This is a genomic window from Treponema parvum, from assembly GCF_017893965.1.
GTDB classification, from domain to species: domain Bacteria; phylum Spirochaetota; class Spirochaetia; order Treponematales; family Treponemataceae; genus Treponema_D; species Treponema_D parvum.
In genome coordinates, this window is sequence record NZ_CP054142.1 from 2,181,989 (window position 1) to 2,199,620 (window position 17,632).

General features: G+C 44.9%; 18 protein-coding genes. 8 read left to right on the forward strand and 10 right to left on the reverse strand.

The genetic code is table 11. The features are described from left to right. Positions 1-456: 456 nt before the first annotated feature. Positions 457-873: a manganese-binding transcriptional regulator MntR gene (gene mntR / locus HRQ91_RS09615; protein ID WP_210119341.1), complete on the reverse strand. Its 417-nt coding sequence runs from the start codon at positions 871-873 to the stop codon at positions 457-459. Positions 874-1,030: 157 nt separating this feature from the next. Between mntR and HRQ91_RS09620 the strand changes: the two genes are divergently transcribed. Continuing rightward, positions 1,031-2,650 (forward strand): RecQ family ATP-dependent DNA helicase, encoded by a 1,620-nt coding sequence (locus HRQ91_RS09620; RefSeq protein WP_210119342.1) that lies wholly within the window; start codon positions 1,031-1,033, stop codon positions 2,648-2,650. 111 nt (positions 2,651-2,761) lie between these two features. Here the strand turns inward: HRQ91_RS09620 and HRQ91_RS09625 are convergent, their stop codons facing one another. The 6 genes from HRQ91_RS09625 to HRQ91_RS09650 form a co-directional block, all read right to left on the reverse strand. Continuing rightward, on the reverse strand, positions 2,762-3,172 hold the full coding sequence (locus HRQ91_RS09625) for a type II toxin-antitoxin system HicB family antitoxin (RefSeq protein ID WP_210119343.1): 411 nt from the start codon (positions 3,170-3,172) through the stop codon (positions 2,762-2,764). Between the two features lie 53 nt (positions 3,173-3,225). After that, a complete protein-coding gene (locus tag HRQ91_RS09630; RefSeq protein WP_210119344.1) occupies positions 3,226-3,672 on the reverse strand; it encodes a DUF2141 domain-containing protein in 447 nt (148 codons plus the stop codon). Positions 3,673-3,683: 11 nt separating this feature from the next. Next, positions 3,684-4,448, reverse strand: coding sequence for an EFR1 family ferrodoxin (locus tag HRQ91_RS09635; protein ID WP_210119345.1), 765 nt, complete (start codon positions 4,446-4,448; stop codon positions 3,684-3,686). A 28-nt stretch (positions 4,449-4,476) separates the two neighbouring features. Further along, the gene (locus tag HRQ91_RS09640) at positions 4,477-5,079 is read right to left on the reverse strand and encodes a TetR/AcrR family transcriptional regulator (RefSeq protein ID WP_210119346.1); all 603 of its coding nucleotides are present in this window, start codon (positions 5,077-5,079) and stop codon (positions 4,477-4,479) included. A gap of 100 nt (positions 5,080-5,179) precedes the next feature. Further along, the gene (locus tag HRQ91_RS09645) at positions 5,180-6,424 is read right to left on the reverse strand and encodes an ATP-binding protein (RefSeq protein WP_210119347.1); all 1,245 of its coding nucleotides are present in this window, start codon (positions 6,422-6,424) and stop codon (positions 5,180-5,182) included. Positions 6,425-6,663: 239 nt separating this feature from the next. After that, a complete protein-coding gene (locus tag HRQ91_RS09650; protein ID WP_210119348.1) occupies positions 6,664-6,957 on the reverse strand; it encodes a hypothetical protein in 294 nt (97 codons plus the stop codon). A 223-nt stretch (positions 6,958-7,180) separates the two neighbouring features. On the opposite strand from HRQ91_RS09650, the gene hisH reads away from it, so the two are divergent. The 3 genes from hisH to HRQ91_RS09665 all read left to right on the forward strand — a co-directional run bounded on the left by hisH (position 7,181) and on the right by HRQ91_RS09665 (position 9,488). Continuing rightward, on the forward strand, positions 7,181-7,885 hold the full coding sequence (gene hisH, locus HRQ91_RS09655; RefSeq protein WP_210119349.1) for an imidazole glycerol phosphate synthase subunit HisH: 705 nt from the start codon (positions 7,181-7,183) through the stop codon (positions 7,883-7,885). After that, positions 7,879-8,643 carry an imidazole glycerol phosphate synthase subunit HisF gene (gene hisF, locus HRQ91_RS09660; protein WP_210119350.1) on the forward strand — a complete coding sequence of 255 codons (765 nt, stop codon included), beginning with the start codon at positions 7,879-7,881 and terminating at the stop codon, positions 8,641-8,643. The genes hisH and hisF overlap by 7 nt, the downstream gene beginning before the upstream one ends. Positions 8,644-8,705: 62 nt before the next feature. Beyond that, positions 8,706-9,488: an acyl-[acyl-carrier-protein] thioesterase gene (locus HRQ91_RS09665; RefSeq protein WP_210119351.1), complete on the forward strand. Its 783-nt coding sequence runs from the start codon at positions 8,706-8,708 to the stop codon at positions 9,486-9,488. A 5-nt stretch (positions 9,489-9,493) separates the two neighbouring features. Here the strand turns inward: HRQ91_RS09665 and queD are convergent, their stop codons facing one another. Continuing rightward, on the reverse strand, positions 9,494-9,898 hold the full coding sequence (gene queD, locus HRQ91_RS09670; protein WP_210119352.1) for a 6-carboxytetrahydropterin synthase QueD: 405 nt from the start codon (positions 9,896-9,898) through the stop codon (positions 9,494-9,496). Between the two features lie 64 nt (positions 9,899-9,962). Between queD and HRQ91_RS09675 the strand changes: the two genes are divergently transcribed. From HRQ91_RS09675 to murD, 3 genes are read left to right on the forward strand one after another with little or no spacing between them, the layout of a single operon-like run. Then, positions 9,963-11,648 (forward strand): UDP-N-acetylmuramoyl-L-alanyl-D-glutamate--2,6-diaminopimelate ligase, encoded by a 1,686-nt coding sequence (locus HRQ91_RS09675; RefSeq protein ID WP_210119353.1) that lies wholly within the window; start codon positions 9,963-9,965, stop codon positions 11,646-11,648. Between the two features lie 21 nt (positions 11,649-11,669). Further along, a complete protein-coding gene (locus HRQ91_RS09680) occupies positions 11,670-12,794 on the forward strand; it encodes a D-alanine--D-alanine ligase family protein (RefSeq protein WP_210119354.1) in 1,125 nt (374 codons plus the stop codon). A gap of 40 nt (positions 12,795-12,834) precedes the next feature. Beyond that, positions 12,835-14,430, forward strand: coding sequence for a UDP-N-acetylmuramoyl-L-alanine--D-glutamate ligase (gene murD, locus HRQ91_RS09685; protein ID WP_210119355.1), 1,596 nt, complete (start codon positions 12,835-12,837; stop codon positions 14,428-14,430). A 68-nt stretch (positions 14,431-14,498) separates the two neighbouring features. Here murD and HRQ91_RS09690 read toward each other — a convergent pair whose 3' ends face one another. After that, a complete protein-coding gene (locus HRQ91_RS09690; protein ID WP_210119356.1) occupies positions 14,499-15,032 on the reverse strand; it encodes a hypothetical protein in 534 nt (177 codons plus the stop codon). A gap of 241 nt (positions 15,033-15,273) precedes the next feature. On the opposite strand from HRQ91_RS09690, the gene HRQ91_RS09695 reads away from it, so the two are divergent. Next, positions 15,274-16,131, forward strand: coding sequence for an L-ribulose-5-phosphate 3-epimerase (locus HRQ91_RS09695; RefSeq protein WP_210119357.1), 858 nt, complete (start codon positions 15,274-15,276; stop codon positions 16,129-16,131). 155 nt (positions 16,132-16,286) lie between these two features. Here HRQ91_RS09695 and purA read toward each other — a convergent pair whose 3' ends face one another. Continuing rightward, positions 16,287-17,519 (reverse strand): adenylosuccinate synthase, encoded by a 1,233-nt coding sequence (gene purA / locus HRQ91_RS09700; RefSeq protein WP_210119358.1) that lies wholly within the window; start codon positions 17,517-17,519, stop codon positions 16,287-16,289. Positions 17,520-17,632: the final 113 nt, after the last annotated feature.

A 17,632-nucleotide genomic window follows, 5' to 3' on the forward strand; every position in this document is an offset into this window, starting at 1 on the left:
GGAAATTTCGATTTCCGAGAATGCCGTTTTCGTGCGCTCTTTGCGCACAGTTAATAAACGACGTTTGCCTAAAGGCAAACTCGAAATTAAATTGAACGGCGATATTTCAGACGTTCAATTTAAACACTCCTTAAAATTGCACGAGGGAGAAAATTTCGATTTTCGACCGAGTGCAATTAGTGCGCTCTTTGCGCACAGTTTAAGACGCCATGAGCGGGAACCCCGCAGCAATGCGCCCTGTGATATGTAGTAAAGACTACATATCCTCGACACAAATGTAGCACAGACTACATTATTATGTCAAGAACTATCCGTAAAATTTCCGGGATAAAATCATAGGTCGAATATCGAGTTTTGAAAATACCAGAGCGGAACCCTGAAAAGCGTCGGTCGGCAAGTTGACCTCAACGAATTTGCTTTGCAAACTCGCAGTCGACTCATATAAACGGCTCGGCTTCAATGTTCCGAAAGAAAATTTTTCATACATTCAAGCGTTTCAGGGCTTATGTGATGTTCCAAACCTTCCGAATCCATGACGGCCGTCTTTTCGCTTACGCCGATCTTCAGCAAAAAGTTATACACTATGCTATGCCGCTTTGCGCATTCATTCGCAAAAACGCGTCCTTTTTCGGTAAGGATTATCGGCTTGTGAGGTTCGTTCAATATAAAACCGTTGGATTTTAACCGCTGTAAAACCTGAATCACGGAAACATGACTCACCCCGAAATGCCGCGCAAGATCCATGACTCGGCATGAGCCGTTATTTTTAATTATTTTTGCAATGACTTCAGTGTAATCTTCCAGAATTTCAACCGCATGATCTGCGCGGGTGCGTGAAAAAGCAAGCGACGCTTCCGTTTTTTTTTCAGGCATTTTACAATCCTCTTTAATATTCCCCGGTTTTATAAAAAAGTTTTGAGGGCTATGATCATTACTATAAGACATTTTCCGCACCTCGTACAGTTCCGGCAGCGCCCTGCCCGACATTATTTATTGCAGTGTTTTTACTTTAACATCAATTAACGGATATATGGAAAATATACAAAAAGCAAAATCCGAAGACCTTTATACCGACAATCCGGCTCTCATTACGGCGCAAAAGGTTTTTCACATAGACTATTTATATCCGTGGCAGCAGCTTGTAATTTCAAACATTATGGAAGCGGCGGCCGAAGCGAAGACAAACGCCTCAACGCCGGATATTGCGGCGCACGACACCGACGAAGCGGAAAGAGGAAAACAGATCGTCCTTTTGCCTACGGGCGCCGGAAAATCGCTTTGCTTTTTAATTCCCGCTCTTCTTTTGCCGGGAGCGACCCTTGTGATATACCCGCTTCTTGCGCTTATGTCGGATCAAAAGCGGCGCATGGATGAAAACGGAATTTCAAATGTCGTATTTTGCGGTAACCAGAGCAAAGAAGAAAGAGAAGAATGTTTTAAAAAGATCGCAGACGGCGCAAAGGTGATCCTTGCGAATCCTGAAGTATTACAAAACGAAGCGCTTATCGAACGACTTTCCGAATGCGGCATAGCGCACGCTGCGATTGACGAAGCGCACTGTGTTTCGGAATGGGGCGACAGCTTCCGTCCGTCCTATCTTACTTTAGGCAATATCCTTGAAAAATTAAAAGTGCCGCTCATAACAGCATTTACGGCGACGGCTTCGCCCGAAGTATTTAAGCGCATGTCGGAAATTCTTTTCGAAGGAGAAGCTCACCTTGTGCAAAGCGAAAGCGACAGGCCGAATATTCACTACAACGTAATTTACGCATATGCAAAAAAAAATGAAATTCTGCGCCTTGCGCTCACTGAAAAGCGTCCGATGCTCATATTCTGTGGGAGCCGCCGAGGGGCGGAAAACACGGCGAGAAATCTGCGCACATATTTTTCTGCGTTAAGCAAAAAAACTGAAAATTCTTATAATTCCCCCGAAATCGTAAAATTCTATCATGCGGGACTTTCACGTGAAGAAAAAGCGGAAGTCGAAAAATGGTTTTTCCCGAAAGAAAATGCGATACTTTCCTGCACCTGCGCATTCGGGATGGGTGTGGATAAAAAAAACGTAAGAACCGTCATACACATGGACGTTCCTCATACCGTCGAAAGTTTTATACAGGAAAGCGGACGGGGCGCCCGCGATGGAGGGATTGCCGAGTCGTATCTGTTATGGAATCACGACGATCATAAAAAGTTTTCGTCTTTTCCGGAAAACTCCAGAGAAAGAGCCTTGCTTCATTTTGCGGAAAGCCGTTCATGCAGAAGACAAGTCTTGCTCGACGCACTGGGAGCGGAACAGGCCGCCTGTTCCGGATGCGACATCTGTAAGTCGCTGGAAAATAGCGGAAATAAAAAATCTTGGCCTTCGGCATATGATCACACAAACGCATGGGACAGGAATTTTACGATCGGGTTGCTGAGGCGTTACAGCAAGTCACTGCTAAAAGAAGAAGCGCAAGCTCTGATCGGGCAAAGACTTAATTATACGACGCTGCCGGAATTCAAAATGAACGTTTGGGAAAACGGCGACGTTGCGGAAATAATAAAACAACTGCAACAAGAAAAGCAAATATATACTTGCCGCTGGCCGTGGAAAAATAAGATAGCCGTCGCTCATATCCGCAAAAACAAGCGAGCGAAGTACGCAACGTAAAGGTTATGCAAGCGCGACTCTTACAATTGCCAAGTTGCGACGCCGAACTTTATAAAGCTGTCGCAAATGAGCTGAATTGAAAGGTCGGGGCAAAATCAAGTCGCCGACTTTTCAGCGCGATACGCCTAATTTTTCTTTGAGAGCGGATTGTGCGACTGCCGAAACGTTTATTTTTGCCGCCGTTGCCATATCGTCGAGCCATTCGGGAAGGGTAATATTGCGGCGGACATTTCGGCCTTTTTCCATCCTACGAAAAGCTTCCAAATCAACATCTATAAGGGATACAAAGGAAGGTCCCGTTTGCGCAAATTCACTGTTTTGCACATCGATATCTTTAATTGTTCGGGCGGCAGGCAGCTCCGCTTTGTTGTACAATGCGTTACCTATGTAATCTTTGGCCATGCCGATGGCATCGGCAAGACCGTAGCCTTCCGTTGCTCCATTCAAGTCGGGAATGCTCACCAGATATGTGTCTTTTTTATCACCCGTTTGTGTAAAAATCGCCGGATATACAACAGTCATAATGCCGCATAGTATACACACTTTATACGCATTCTGTCAAATTATTTTAAACGCTAATTCATTTTTATCAAAGGAATGTTTACCGTCGCTGCGCCGTCTATAAAGACCTTGTGTTTTTTGAAGTTGCCGGGCGGCCCCTTGCCGTCGTAGTTGCTGAAGCCGAACGGCTCTTTGGGTATGCCGATCGCATTCGCGTTTAATTTTCCGTCGCCGTTGACGTCGTGGTAAACGCAAAAAGCATAATCGCCGGCTTTGAGCCGTATGCGGTATACCGCTTTTTCTCCGTCCGCTGTCAGTTCGGCGGTTCGATACGGAATGTGTTTACGAAAACTTTCAGAGGAATCATGGATGCTTATAACAATCGTTCCCGAATTTTCTTTTATACCGGTAACGACGATTTCCGTGTCACAGAGCGCTTCGCCGTCCGTCGCTTGAGGATACAGGGAATACGACGAGCTGAAAATCATCGCGCAGAAAAATACGGCGAATAGTTTTTTCATATTGCCTCCTGTTATTGCGTTGCATAATTTTCAAAGCGGCACTGCTCGAATACGTCCCTGCCTATAAGCGTGATCGCCTTTGTCGAACAGTTGTTTATGCAGCGGTAGCATATCGTGCAGTTTCCGGGATGGAATACGGCTTTATTGTTTTCGATATATAATGATTTTGAAGGACAGTTTGCCGCGCATATGCCGCAGCCGATGCAGCGTTCCGTTCGGATTTTAAGCCGTTCTCTCAATTTTTTCGCATGCATTTTAAACCACAGACGCTGTCCGAACAAACCTGCAATTCGATGTAAAAAAGATAAGCCGTCTTTCGGATAGGTTCCCCGCTTTATGGCATCCGCTGCCTGTACAATCTTCTTTTGTGCCGCAGCTATGAGCGCCCCGTTTTCTTCCGGCGTTTTTTTCAAGAGCTTTACATCGGAAATACAGTCCGGCATACGCAGGTGTAAGCCTCCCGTAACGGCAGCTCCGCATTTTCGAAGCAGTCGGGCCGCAAGCCCCGCGCCGTCTCCGCTGAAAAGCCCCATCGTCGCGATAATAAAAACGCGTTTTCCGCGGAACATAGCGGCGTGTTCCGTAATGAACGCTTTTACGATACGCGGGATGTCGCTGAAATAAATCGGGTAGCCGAGCGCGATTTCATCCGACGCGCGTAAAACTTCAAGCGCTTCGCGTGATTCCGTGCTGCAAGCTCTGCCGCCGGTCGCTTTTGCGAGCGCTTCCGTACAGTATTTTGTGTTTCCCGTTCCGCTGAAATAAATTCCGTTCATATCGTCTCCTGCAATAATCCATGCGCCCTTACTTAAAAAATGACGGCTCGAGCAAGTCCATAAAATCGGTAATTTTTTCTTTCCAATTTTTGTCGTAGTGAACATTTTTCATTGTCGCCAACGCCGTAAGTCCGTGTATAAAAGACCATATCGTTATTAAAATATCGTTTTCTTTTTCTTTCGAATATTTATTTTTCTTGAACAATGAAAGGACGCTATTTTTATACAGAATATAGGGTTTGTAATTTTTCTCATCCGGTATAGATAAGGTTAAATCGACCTTTATATCGGACGAGGAATACAAAAATTGAAAATAGGCGGGATTGTCAATAAAAAAAGAAACATAGGCTATGCCCAAATTTTTTAACAATTCGCGAGGCTCCTTATTTTCGCCGATAGCCGATTCAAGCGTTTTCGAAAAACGCTCGGTGATGTGCAGCTGCATCGCGTTCAGTAATTCCTCTTTGTTGCGAAAATGACTGTACGGAGCTGCGTGACTGACTTTACAAGCTGCCGCCGCTTTTCTCAGCGAAAAAGATTGTACGCCGTCGGTGTTGACGATTTCGATGCCTTTTTCGATTAGAAGATTTTTTAACCCCTCGCGGTGGTACGGCAGATTCGATTTACACATAGATACCCCTCCTCTCATCTTTATAATGTCTAGATTATAATGCGGAATCTTTACAGTGTCAAGTTCGAAACGGTCGCAATGCAGTTTAAATCGGCTAACCCTACCATTCTTTTTGCAGCAGGAAATCTTTTATGTGGACGATTTGTATGCCGTCGTCAGTTCCGCACACGGACGAATCCATGGTAATAACGTATTTGGGATAGTTGTCTTTTATCGCTTTCAAATTGCCCGTCTCGCGATCGGAATTTTCGGGTAATGTTCTGCAAACCTGTGCGTAAAACCTTTGCGTCTGTTTGACGGCGACAAAATCGATTTCCTTGTTGCCGTACTTTCCGATGTAAACGGTAAACCCCCGGCGTCGCAATTCAAGATATACGATGTTTTCCAAAACAGATGCAATCGCTTTCGGCTCATAGCCGAGTTGACTGTATTTAAAGCCGATATCGGAAAGGTAATATTTTTCCTGCGTTTTTAAGACTTCTTTTCCCTGAATTGCATATCGGTTGCAGCGGTATATGATAAAAGCGTCTTCCAGCCATGCAAGATAATTGTAAATCGTTTCGATAGCGACTGAGCGGTGTTGGCTTTTAAAAAAGTCGAAGATCGTTTTTGCGCTGAAATTCTTGCCGAGATTTTCGAGAATGAACCTGACGACGCGATTGAACATTTCAAGATTGGAAATATTGTGTCGCTTGGATATATCCCGCGTAACGACGGTAGAAAAAATTCCGTCGATGATTTGATAATTTTCTTCCTGCGTGTGATTTGTTTTTGCGATAAACGGAAATCCGCCGCATCGAAGGTATTGTTCGAAATACGATTCTGACGGCGGTTCGGTTTTTACCGGACAATAGAATTTTTTAAACTCAATGAATTCCGCAAAAGAAAGCGTGTAAACGGGAATCTGAACGAAGCGTCCGGTAAGATAAGTCGAAATTTCGCTCGAAAGCAGTTTGGAATTGGAACCCGTAACATATATATCGACATTTTCGCTTTCAAAAAGCGAATTAACGCACTTTTCCCAGCCTTGTATTTCCTGCACTTCATCCAAAAGCAGATAAACTTTTTGATTTTTATCCGCTTTTGAGATAAATTCTTTAAGTTCGGCATGCATTTTTACTGAATCGAAACCTTTTTCAAATTCCATCGAAGTATATAACCGATCCGCAATATTCCGATTTTTTATGCCGAGAGAAAGCAATTCTTTTTTATAGCTTTTAAGAATGGTAGATTTGCCGCTGCGACGAATGCCGCACAGTATTTTTATGAGCTGCTCGTCTTTAAATCGTTTGAGATTTTCTATAAATAAAGTTCTGAAAACTTCCGAATTTTTTTTATCGCCCATGCTTCGGATTATAACTGAAAAAGTTTGATTTTTCAATAAGTTTTTAAGTTTTTAACTGAAAAGGTTTTATATAACAGTAACTTTTTATGTTTTACACTGAAAAACTTCTACAATCAAAGATTTTTTAAGCCTAAAACTTAAAAAATCACGCGGATATGACCCTCATCCTCCGCAAAATAAAAACGCATCATTTCATTGAACGGCAAAGAGCCCCGCGCACACATCCGCCATGGTTATCCTTAATGGTCGGAATTTTCTGAAGAAGCATCCGTCCCGCCTGTATCATTGGAACCGTCGCCGTTTCCGTTCTGATCAGCATTCCCGTTCCCGCCTTCGTTTTCCGAAGCAGCGGAATCGGATTTTTCCGCTTGGACGGTTCTTTTTAAAGATCTTCTGACCGGCGGCGGTCTTTTATGATAATGCTGCACATAACTTACAAAATTCAAATACAGGATTACGGAGACCACGATTATAATGACATTTTTGTCGGTGATAACGCGTAAAAGTATCGGCAGTGCTTTTGAAAAACTCATACTTTATTTATCGGCGCATAAGCCCCGCCGCTGAATAGTGTTGAATAAGCGTTGAACAGCGATGAATAGCGCCTAATAACAAAACAATGATCTCCAAAGTCCCACAGGCGGCGCGGACTAGGCAGCTCAGGGCACGCAACGGTGCAAAGAATGCGGCAAAAGGGCGTTTGTGCTGCGGCGGGTTGTTGACCTTGTTCCGTTCATTCGCTAAAATTTTATCATTATGACAGGAATAGTCGATTACAATGCGGGAAATATCAGCAGCGTGGAGAGGGCTCTTTCAGCGTTAAATGCGCCGTTCATCCTTTCAAAAAGTCCCTCGGCGCTGGAAAACTGCGAAAGGCTGATCTTTCCCGGGGTGGGCAACGCCTCTTATGCCATGGAGCAGCTTAGGATCACGGGCTTTGACCGCTTTCTTAAAGACTGGGCTAAATCGGGTAAGCTTCTCATGGGGATCTGCCTCGGCGCTCAGATAATATTTGAATATTCGGAAGAAGATAATACCGAATGTCTGGGACTGGTAAAAGGTTCCGTGCGGCATTTCGCTTCGGTCCGGAAGGAATTAAACGCAAATGTAGGCGAAAATCTGAAAGTTCCCCACATGGGCTGGAACGATATAGACACCGTAAACGGATCTTCAAAACTTTTGGAAGGAATCCCTCCTAAAAGCGACTTTTACTTTGTGCATTCATATGTGATGCAGCCTGAAGACAAATCCGTCATAAAAGCCGTATCGGACTACGGTTTTCCGGTTCCCGCATGCATTGAAAGCGGTAATATTTCCGCATTCCAATTTCATCCTGAAAAATCAGGCGCGCAGGGATTAGCGATCCTTAAAAATTACGTAAAAAAAGATTGCCCGTCTTGCCGCAGCGGAGATCGGTTTTTAGTCGGCGAATGCGATTTGGAAGGCGGTAAAATATGTTAAAAAAACGCATAATCATATGCCTTGACGTAAAAGATGGACGAACCACAAAAGGAATAAAATTCCAAAACAATAAGGATATAGGCGATCCTGTGGAAATGGCGGCGGAATATTACCGGCAGGGAGTAGACGAACTTGTTTTTTACGACATAATGGCGTCTGCACACGGACGAGGTCCGATCCTTAAACTGATCGAAAAGGTTGCCGCGCAGGTTTTTATTCCTTTTTGCGTAGGAGGCGGAATAGGCACGATCGACGATATTCGCTCCACCATACTTGCAGGGGCCGAAAAAGTAAGCCTTAATTCACAGGCGGTAAAAAATCCTTCGCTTATAAAAGAAGGCGCCCGCGTTTTCGGCAATCAATGTATAGCGCTGGGCATGGACGCCGCAAAAGACGACTCGATGCCTTCGGGTTACCGCATATACATAAACGGAGGACGAATCGCAACGGAACTTGACGCGCGCGAATGGGCGCAAAAAGCGGTTTCGCTCGGAGCGGGTGAAATAGTTCTGAATTCCATAGATGCCGACGGAACAAAGGCCGGCTACGAGGTAAATCTCACGCGGATGATTGCGGAAAGCGTCGAAGTTCCGGTAATAGCTTCGGGCGGCGGCGGCGCCGTAGACCACATTAAAGAAGTTCTAACAGAGGGAAAAGCCGCCGCCGCTCTTATTGCAACTATGGTCCATTCGGGAGAATATACGGTTCCGAAAATAAAAAAGGAACTTGCAAAATGCGGTATTCCTATGAGAATATGAGGTTTTACAAGCGGCATTGTAAAGTTATCTCTGAAAATCCTTAAAAATACGGCGAGAAAGAAATGGAAGAATTTAAAGAATGGTTTGACTATGTAAAAGACAATAACGGAAACGAAATCCCGATTTTTAATAGAGAAGCTAAGATATATTTCAGCCAATGCAGCGCCGACAATAAGTTGAATCTTTACGAACTTTTAAAACTGTGCTCCGACTCTGCAACGGAAGATTACAATCTGCGCGGGTTTTCGTGGAAAATGCTTTGGGAAAATCAAGTTATAATTCTTCTTTCAAGGCAATCCTTTCGTTTTTTTAAAAGACCTCAATCGGACGAGAGGATTCGTATAGTGACGTGGGAAGAAACGCCCGAACCCTTGCAGCTGGTTCGCCGTTATAAGATCCTGTCGGACGCGGAAGATGTTCTGATCACAGGTCACAGCACATGGCTCTTGGTAAACCCCGACACAAGGAAAATAATACGCACTAAGGATTTTAACCTCCGGTCGCCTGTCCCGAATTATCTTGTGCCGTACGAGGGAATTCCGACGGGAAAGATAATTTTGCCTGAAAACATGCAGGAATTAAACCGGCGCCCTATTTGTTTTACCGACATAGACAGCAACGGGCATACGAACAATTCGCGATACGGAGCTTTTACCGTAGATTGTCTGCCGGAAGAATATCAGAAAAAAGATTTTACGGATTTTAGAATAAATTATTCAAAAGAGGCCGTAAGAGGTCAGACGCTTACGATGTTCGCACATTTCGATGACGAAGCAAAAAAGATTACGGTTGCGGGAAAAGCCGATCATAACGTCTGCTTTGAGAGCGAACTGTTTTATAAATGAGCTTTTTATAAATCAGGACAATATCTGGCGCGGTTCCTATCGGTTTCAAAAACATCGACGGCATACAAAAACGGTTCTTTTTTTCCGCTAAAGTAGTCCAAATCACATCCTAAAGCCTTTGCTTCGACGAGAACCGAGTCAAAAATAAATTTTGCAATTCGCTCGGCGCTCGGATTCCCGCAAAAAATTTCCATATCGTTGAGATTAGTATGATCAAGTTTGTCTATCACCGTCTTAAGAATTTTTTTAAGAAGGCTGAAATCTATAAGCATGCCGCCTTGACCGAGTTCTACGCCGCGGACGTATGAAAAAACCTTGTAATTGTGTCCGTGCAGATTTTCGCACTTTCCGTGGTAATCGCACAAAAAATGTGCCGCCGCAAAGTCCGTTTCCACTCTTATTTCAAACATATAAAGAGTTTAGTATTTTTTTGTCGCCTTGTATATTGCAAGCGTTTCGCAGTAAAATCATTGAATGATAAAAAAATTATCAAATATAATCTCTGCGTTTGAAAACAGTTTTACAAAGAGCGACGGGTTCACTCCGTGCAAATCCGATCTTTCGGTCACGATCGACGGCCTGTTTTTCGATTCACGCGACGTCGCGCCCGGTTCTCTTTTTTTTGCGCTTCCCGGAACTCACGTAAACGGAAATGAATTTATTCCGGCGGCCGTCGAAAAAGGCGCAAACGTCATAATATTTCAGGGCGACTTTGAAAAAGATCTGCAAATTAAAATCGAAGACGCCGTTTCAAAACGGGGAGCAAAGAACGCTCCCGTTTTTTGTAAGGTTCCCGACAGCCGTTTTGCAATGGCTCCCGTAGCCGACGCTTTTTACGATCATCCTTCAAAAAAACTCATTGTAATAGGCGTAACGGGCACCGAAGGAAAAAGTTCCACAGTCGCATTCATATGGCAGCTTTTACGCTTGTGCGGAAAAAAAGCGGGATTTATTTCCACCGTACAGTTTTCACTCGGAGAAGAAGCCGTAAACAACCCTCAGCACCAGACTACGCCCGAAGCGCCCATAATCCAAGAGTCCTTGTACAAGATGGTAGAAAACGGCTGCGAATACGCAGTTATAGAATCTTCTTCGCACGGACTTTCAAAAAAGCTTAACCGTACAGGAAATATTTTGTTCGATTGCGGTATTTTTATGAACGTCGCTCTCGAACATTTGGAATTTCACAAAACCTTTGAGCAATACCGCTTCGACAAGGCAAATTTATTCAGAAGCCTAGACGAACACGATCACGTAAAGACAATAAACGGCAAAACGACGCAGGTTCCCGCATTCGGAATCGTGAATTTGGAAGACCCTTCCGCAAAATACTTTATAAGCGCCACAGAACAGACTGTCTACGGCTTTACGTCGGCGGGATTTGCAGGAAAAGCCGGCGCAAAAAAAAACAATTTTAACCTTCCGCCCATACCGGCCGGCGTTTCCTACATCGCTGCAAAAAACATCGTTTCTGCGCGAAACGCTCTGTCGTTTGACATCGACTGTAAAAACTTCTCAGGCGAAGGTGAAATTATTCACGTAAAAACAAGGCTCCCCGGCGCGTTCAACGCATACAACCTTATGGCGGCCGCAGTTGCGGTAAACGGTTTAACGGGATTGGGCTTTGAACAAATATGTTCGAAAATGAGCGATCTCGTTCCCATCACGGGCAGAATGACTACAATAGAAAAGGGGCAGCCCTTTGAAGTTATCGTAGACTATGCGCATACTCCTTCATCCTTTGAAACCGTCTTTCCGCCCATAAGAAAACGCTGTGAAAAAAGAATATTCGCGCTTTTCGGAAGCGGCGGGGAACGCGATTTAAAAAAACGCCCCCTGCAGGGAAAAATCGCCGCAAAATTCTCGGACGTCATAATTTTAACGGACGAAGATCCTCGCGGCGAAGATCCGGTTGAGCTTTTACAGATGATCGCAGAAGGCGCGAAAGAGGAAGGCAAGATACCGGGAAAGGATATGTTCATTACGCCTGACAGACCCCGTGCTATCAGGCAGGCTTTTTCCATGGCAAAAGAGGGCGATATTGTTTTGCTGTTGGGAAAATCGCATGAAAATTCCATAATCTATAAAGACCGCGTCATGCCGTATGACGAAATTCAAGAAGCAATAAATGCGCTTTCGGAAATGGGTTTTAACACCTGACGCCGTTTTATTGGAGGTACGATGACCGTAGCTGTTTTATACGGAGGAAGATCAGGAGAACATGAAGTGTCTCTCGTTTCCGCCGCCGCCGTCGCAAGAAACATAACGAATCACAAAATTATCCTTATCGGGATAAACAAAGACGGCCTTTGGTTTTTGCAGGACGAAAACGAATACAAAAGAATATGCGCCGATGAAAGCGCAAAACTTTCCATAGCTGAAAAGGATTCCAACCGGATAAGCGTCGTTCCGGGCGCAAAAACACAGGCGTTTTTTGTGAACGGAAAAGCTTTAAAAATCGATGTAGTATTCCCCGTGCTTCACGGCACTTTCGGAGAAGATGGAACGGTTCAAGGGCTTTTCGAAATGGCCGATATTCCCTATGTCGGATGCGGAGTGTTGGCGAGCGCCGTCACGATGGACAAAGAAAAGACAAAACTCATTCTTGAGCAGGCAGGAATAAAAACCGTACCCTTTGTATGCTTAAGGCGCTCGGATTTAATGAATTCTGATCGTTACGACGCGACCATAAAGCAAATAATACAAGAATTCGGTTTTCCGCTTTTTGTAAAACCCTGCAACGCCGGATCTTCCGACGGAGCTTCAAAGGCCGAAAATGAAAAGCAGCTTTCAGTAGCGCTCATGGATGCCTTTAATTGGGACAATAAGGTACTGATCGAAAAAGCAATAAACGCAAGGGAAATCGAATGCAGCGTTACAGGAAATTCCGTAACCGCACCGGAAGGAGACGACATTGAATCCGTAACGGCTTACATGCCCGGAGAAATTCTGCCTTCTCATCAGTTTTACGACTATGACGCAAAATACAACGATCCATCGGGCGCCTCATTGCTTATTCCGGCGGATTTAAAAGAAGAAAACATAGAAAAGATCCGTAAAATCGCAGTCAACGCATACAAGGCCCTTGATCTTTCGGGTTTAAGCCGCATAGACTTTTTTATTGACAAAGACACAAACAAACTTTATTTAAATGAAGTGAATTCCATCCCCGGCTTTACAAGCATAAGCATGTTTCCCAAAATGTGCGAAGCTGCGGGCTTGCCGTTTAAAGATCTTACGGAACTGTTAATCCAAGAGGCTTTGCGTCTGTATAAAATAAAGGCCTCTTTGAAAACTTCAAGATAGTCAAAGCCGATCAACGGAACAGGTTTTTCCCGGAGTTTTTATGTCTGAAAATTTTTTTTCATATCCGAAAGGCTGCGTTTTTAAAACGCTTAAAAACATAAAAGGTAAGCACATTACGGTCATGGGGCTCGGTCTTAACGGAGGAGGAGAAGCTTCGGTGCGCTTTTTTTTACAAAAAGGCGCGTTCGTAACCGTAACCGATATGAAAACCGAAGACGAGCTTAAGCCTTCCGTCGAGCGCCTTGAAAAAGATCCGTCGATAGACAAATCGCATCTTACTTACCGGCTGGGCGAACACAGGATCGAAGATTTTTCATCGGCGGACTGCGTCATAAAAAATCCGGGCGTAAAGATAGTCGGAAACAAATTTCTTGCGGCGGCAAGAGCGATTGAAACCGACATAAGCATATTTTTGTATTTTTCAAAAGCTCCCGTAATTGCCGTTACCGGAAGCAAGGGAAAATCTTCGACGGCAAGCGCAATTCATTACGGACTTTGCAGGGCGGGTTTTAATGCTTTTTTAGGAGGAAATATTACCGTCAGCCCTCTCACATTTTTAGACGAAACATCGGAAAAAACTCCCGTCGTATTGGAACTTTCAAGTTGGCAGTTGGCTGATTTGCGCGGACGGGGAACTCTTAAACCTGAAATCGCAATAATAACAAAGATAGTTCCCGACCACCAAAACTGGTACGGCAGTATGGAAAGCTATGTTGCAGATAAGCGTTTGATCTATGAAAATCAGACGTCCGAAGATTTTACCGTCATAGACGCGGGCGCCGACGAGCCGGAAGCGGCGCCCAAGACGGGCGGAACATGGGGCGATCTATTCGCATCGGAAACAAAGGGAACCGTTTTGCGCTACGGCAAAGCTCCTCTGCCTAAAGGCGTTTTGGGAGTGTGGCAGGAAGGATACGGCAAGAATTTTTCGGGAAAGTCGAGACTTCCGCTTAACGGTTCGGTAAGCGAAGAGATCATTCTAAAAGAACTTTCCGTTCCCGGGCCGCACATGAAAGCGAATGTCCTTAACGCGGCATTGGTACTAAGGCTTTTCGGAATTTCAAGCGAGCGCACCGCTCAAATACTCAAAGATTGGCCGGGAATTCCGCATCGTCTGCAATTTTTTTATGAATGGAAGCGAAACGCCTCAGGCGCGGGCGGCCGGAAAGACGAGGGGCAAAAGTTTACTTACCGCTTTTACAACGATTCCTGCGCTACGGTTCCGGAGGCTGCGGCCGCCGCGACGCAATCGTTCGATCGCCCGATTATTTTAATCGCAGGCGGAACGGATAAGGATCTTGATTTTTCCGCTCTTTCAAAAGTTCTGTCGCAAAAGAAAAAAACGGCCGTTCCCGTGAGAGCGCTTTACCTTTTATCAGGAAGCGGCACCGACAAACTCATAAAACGGCTTTATCCGGACGGCACAAAATATAAGGGGCCCTTCGATTCCCTTTCGGATTTGCTTAAAACTTTGAAAGCGGATCTTGAAGATCCTTGCGCCCGACACGACAGCGATGAAAAATACGGTTTTATTCCCATCGTGTTTTCACCGGGAGCGACATCTTTCGGAATGTTTGTAAACGAATTCGACCGCGGCGAAAAATTTATGACGGAAGTAAAAAAGATTTTTACTTAAACACTGTGCGCCAGGCAATAAAAAGCTCTCGACAAAAAACTCATAAAGTGCGGTTTTTCTTGATTTGATTAATTTCGTTTAGGCTTCGTGAATTTAAAATACTTCGGCGCTTTATAATCTATAAACCAGCCGCCGTTGTAAAATCCGTTTTCATCGGAAGTAGGGCTCACAAATAAGACCTTTATAGGATTTTCCGTATTATAATAAAAAAGGTTTGATTCCCACTGCTTTTTGTTTTCAACGTAAAAGTCATTCTGCCTGTCAATCGGCGTATAAAAACCGATCTTATATTTTCCCGGCTTTATTAGAAGATGCATAGCCATTCCGCCTGAAAGATAATATGCTCTCTCGTAAGGTATGCCTCCCTTGCTGCGGTTTATCCAAGCATAGTTTGCTCTAGCTTTAACGTACGTAACATCTTCTCCCGTTTCGGCGTCTTCCAGCCTAAGCCAGCAGCGCACGTCGTTCATACCGCCGGAATTTTCAGGTCTGTATATTATGAGCGACCACGGATTATGCTTTAACGCGGGCGGATTTTCACCTGTGAGCGTAAAACATTGAGAAGTTAAAAAAAACAGCCAAAAAAAATATTTTACTTTCATGCCGCGCCCCCAGCCGCTCAATTTCTGCCGAAACCGTATGGAATTTATCATTTTACGGTCGGTTTGCGTGTGTTTTATGAAAAGATTAAAAGAAAATTCTCATAAACCCTTTACATTATAACGGCAACAGCTATAATTTTATCATAAAAACTGACAAATGAAGCGAAACCGCCGCTCACGGCATTTTCGGTCAGGACACAAAGCTCCGTCAGGCGGCGCTAAAAAAACAAGAGGAACATCTATGAAACACAAGTATGCGCTCGGTATGTATGAAAAAGCGGTCCCTGCGGATCTTTCATGGAAAGAAAAACTTACCGCGGCAAAAGACGCGAGATACGACTTTATGGAAGTCAGCATAGACGAAACCGATGAAAAACTTTCCCGGCTGGATATGACGAAAACGGAACTTAGACGGATAATAGACGCCCAGTTTGAAACGGAGCTCCCCATACGATCCCTGTGCCTTTCCGCCCATAGGAAATATCCCTTGGGAAGTAACGATCCGAAGATCGAGGCAAAAAGCCTTGAGATCATGGAAAAATCCTTGGAATTTTCGGCGAAAATAGGCGTGCGGGTGATAATGCTTGCAGGCTACGACGTTTATTACGAAACTTCCACAGAAGAGACGGTTTTACGATTCGGCCGCAACCTTGAAAAATGCGTCGAGATGGCCAGCCGCAGCGGAATAATTTTGGCGTTCGAAACAATGGAAACTCCTTTTATGAACACAACCGAAAAGGCGATGAACTACGTGAATAAAATAAACAGCGCCTTTCTTTCGGTTTATCCCGACATAGGAAATATAAACAACGCCGCGATAACTTACGGAAATGACGTACTGGATGACCTTAAGAAAGCGCAAGGTCACATAGTGGGATTGCATCTTAAAGAAACCGTGCCCGGGAAATTCCGCGACATGATGTACGGCCAAGGAATCGTAGACTTTCCTTCAGCCATAAAAACCGCGTGGGAAATGGGCGTGCGGCGTTATGTTACGGAATTCTGGTACCTGGGAGAAGCAGACTGGAAAGAGCGGCTCTCTTTTGCCAGAAAGACTATGGGAAACTTATTGGATATTCAGGAAAAACGAGCGACATAAAACCGCGACGCATCGGCTGCAACAATATGACGGTTGCCCGAAATATGCTGATCGCAATAGTGCGCCGATTGACGAGACGCAGCGGCCGCTGAAATGGCGGCACCGAGCCAGAAACAAAGCCGCTTCTTTTAGATGCCGTCAGAGCTAGGCCTAGCCTATATTTTATTTCCCCAAGGATCTATGCGACAATAAGTCGCGCTGCGTTCCGCCCCTACCGAAACTATCCCCACAGGCGTTCCCGTAAACGATTCGATAAATTCCACGTAATCTTTCGCTTCTTTAGGCATTTTTTTGTATGAAGACGACGAACTGAGCGGAGTTTTCCAGCCTTTGAATTTTTGAAGGACGGGCTTCACTTTGTTTAAAGCGGGAATGCTTGCAGGAAAATCGGTAACTATTTTTCCGTCAATTTCATAAGCGATACAGGCTTCGATCTCATCCATCGAGTCGTAAATGTCAAGATGCGTCAAAACAAGGGAATCTATTGAGTTCACATGGCAGGCATAGCGCAGAGCCACAAGGTCAAGATAACCGCAGCGGCGCGGGCGCCCCGTAGTAACGCCGAATTCATTTCCTGTATTTCGTATAAATTCGCAAAGCTCGCTCTCAGTAGACGCGTTAAATTCCGTCGGCATAGGGCCGTTCCCTACGCGTGTTTGATAAGCCTTAAAAACGCCCAATATTCTGTCAAGCCTTCTGGGGCCTACGCCCGCGCCGCTTGAAGCGCCCGAAGCGCACGAAGCTCCGGATGAAACATAGGGGTAAGTACCGCTGTCAAGATCGAGCATTGCGCCCTGCGCGCCTTCGAACAATATATTTTCATTACGGTATTCCCACATCTTTGCGGCGATATCCACCCGCATGGCAAGAAGTCTTTCCGTATACGGCGCAAGGAAATCCCTGTCGTCCTTGTCCAGATCGGCAATTCTTTCGTCCCAATCCATATCCGCAAGGCGAATTCCGTCGCGTTCGGATTTCATCGAATATGTCGTCCCTATTCCGCGGCCGGTTGTACCGATCGGACGTTTTCTCGCAGCGTCGCGATCTTTATCCATCTTTCTGTAACAGGGAAGAACTATATGAGCGCGGTCGGAAATAAACACGCGTCCTTCCCATTTTATGCCGTTATCGCTTAGCATTTGCAGTTCTTTAAACAGAGCTTCCGGATCTATAACCATGCCGGAACCCAAAAAAACCGATTTTTGAGGATGCAAAATTCCTGAAGGAATTTGGTGCAAAGCATATTTTTTGCCGTCCACAACTATGGTATGCCCTGCATTCGCTCCGCCGGCATAGCGAACGACGTATTTTGCCTTTTCCGCTAAAAAATCAACTATCTTGCCCTTTCCTTCGTCGCCCCATTGCGCGCCCATAACAACAACGTTCATTTACCGCCTCCGACGCTAAACGCAGATTTATTCAGCCAAACAAAAAAATATTATCATAAAAATTCGATATTTTCAATTAACGTGTTGGCCTCTTGACAGCAAACTACGGTTAT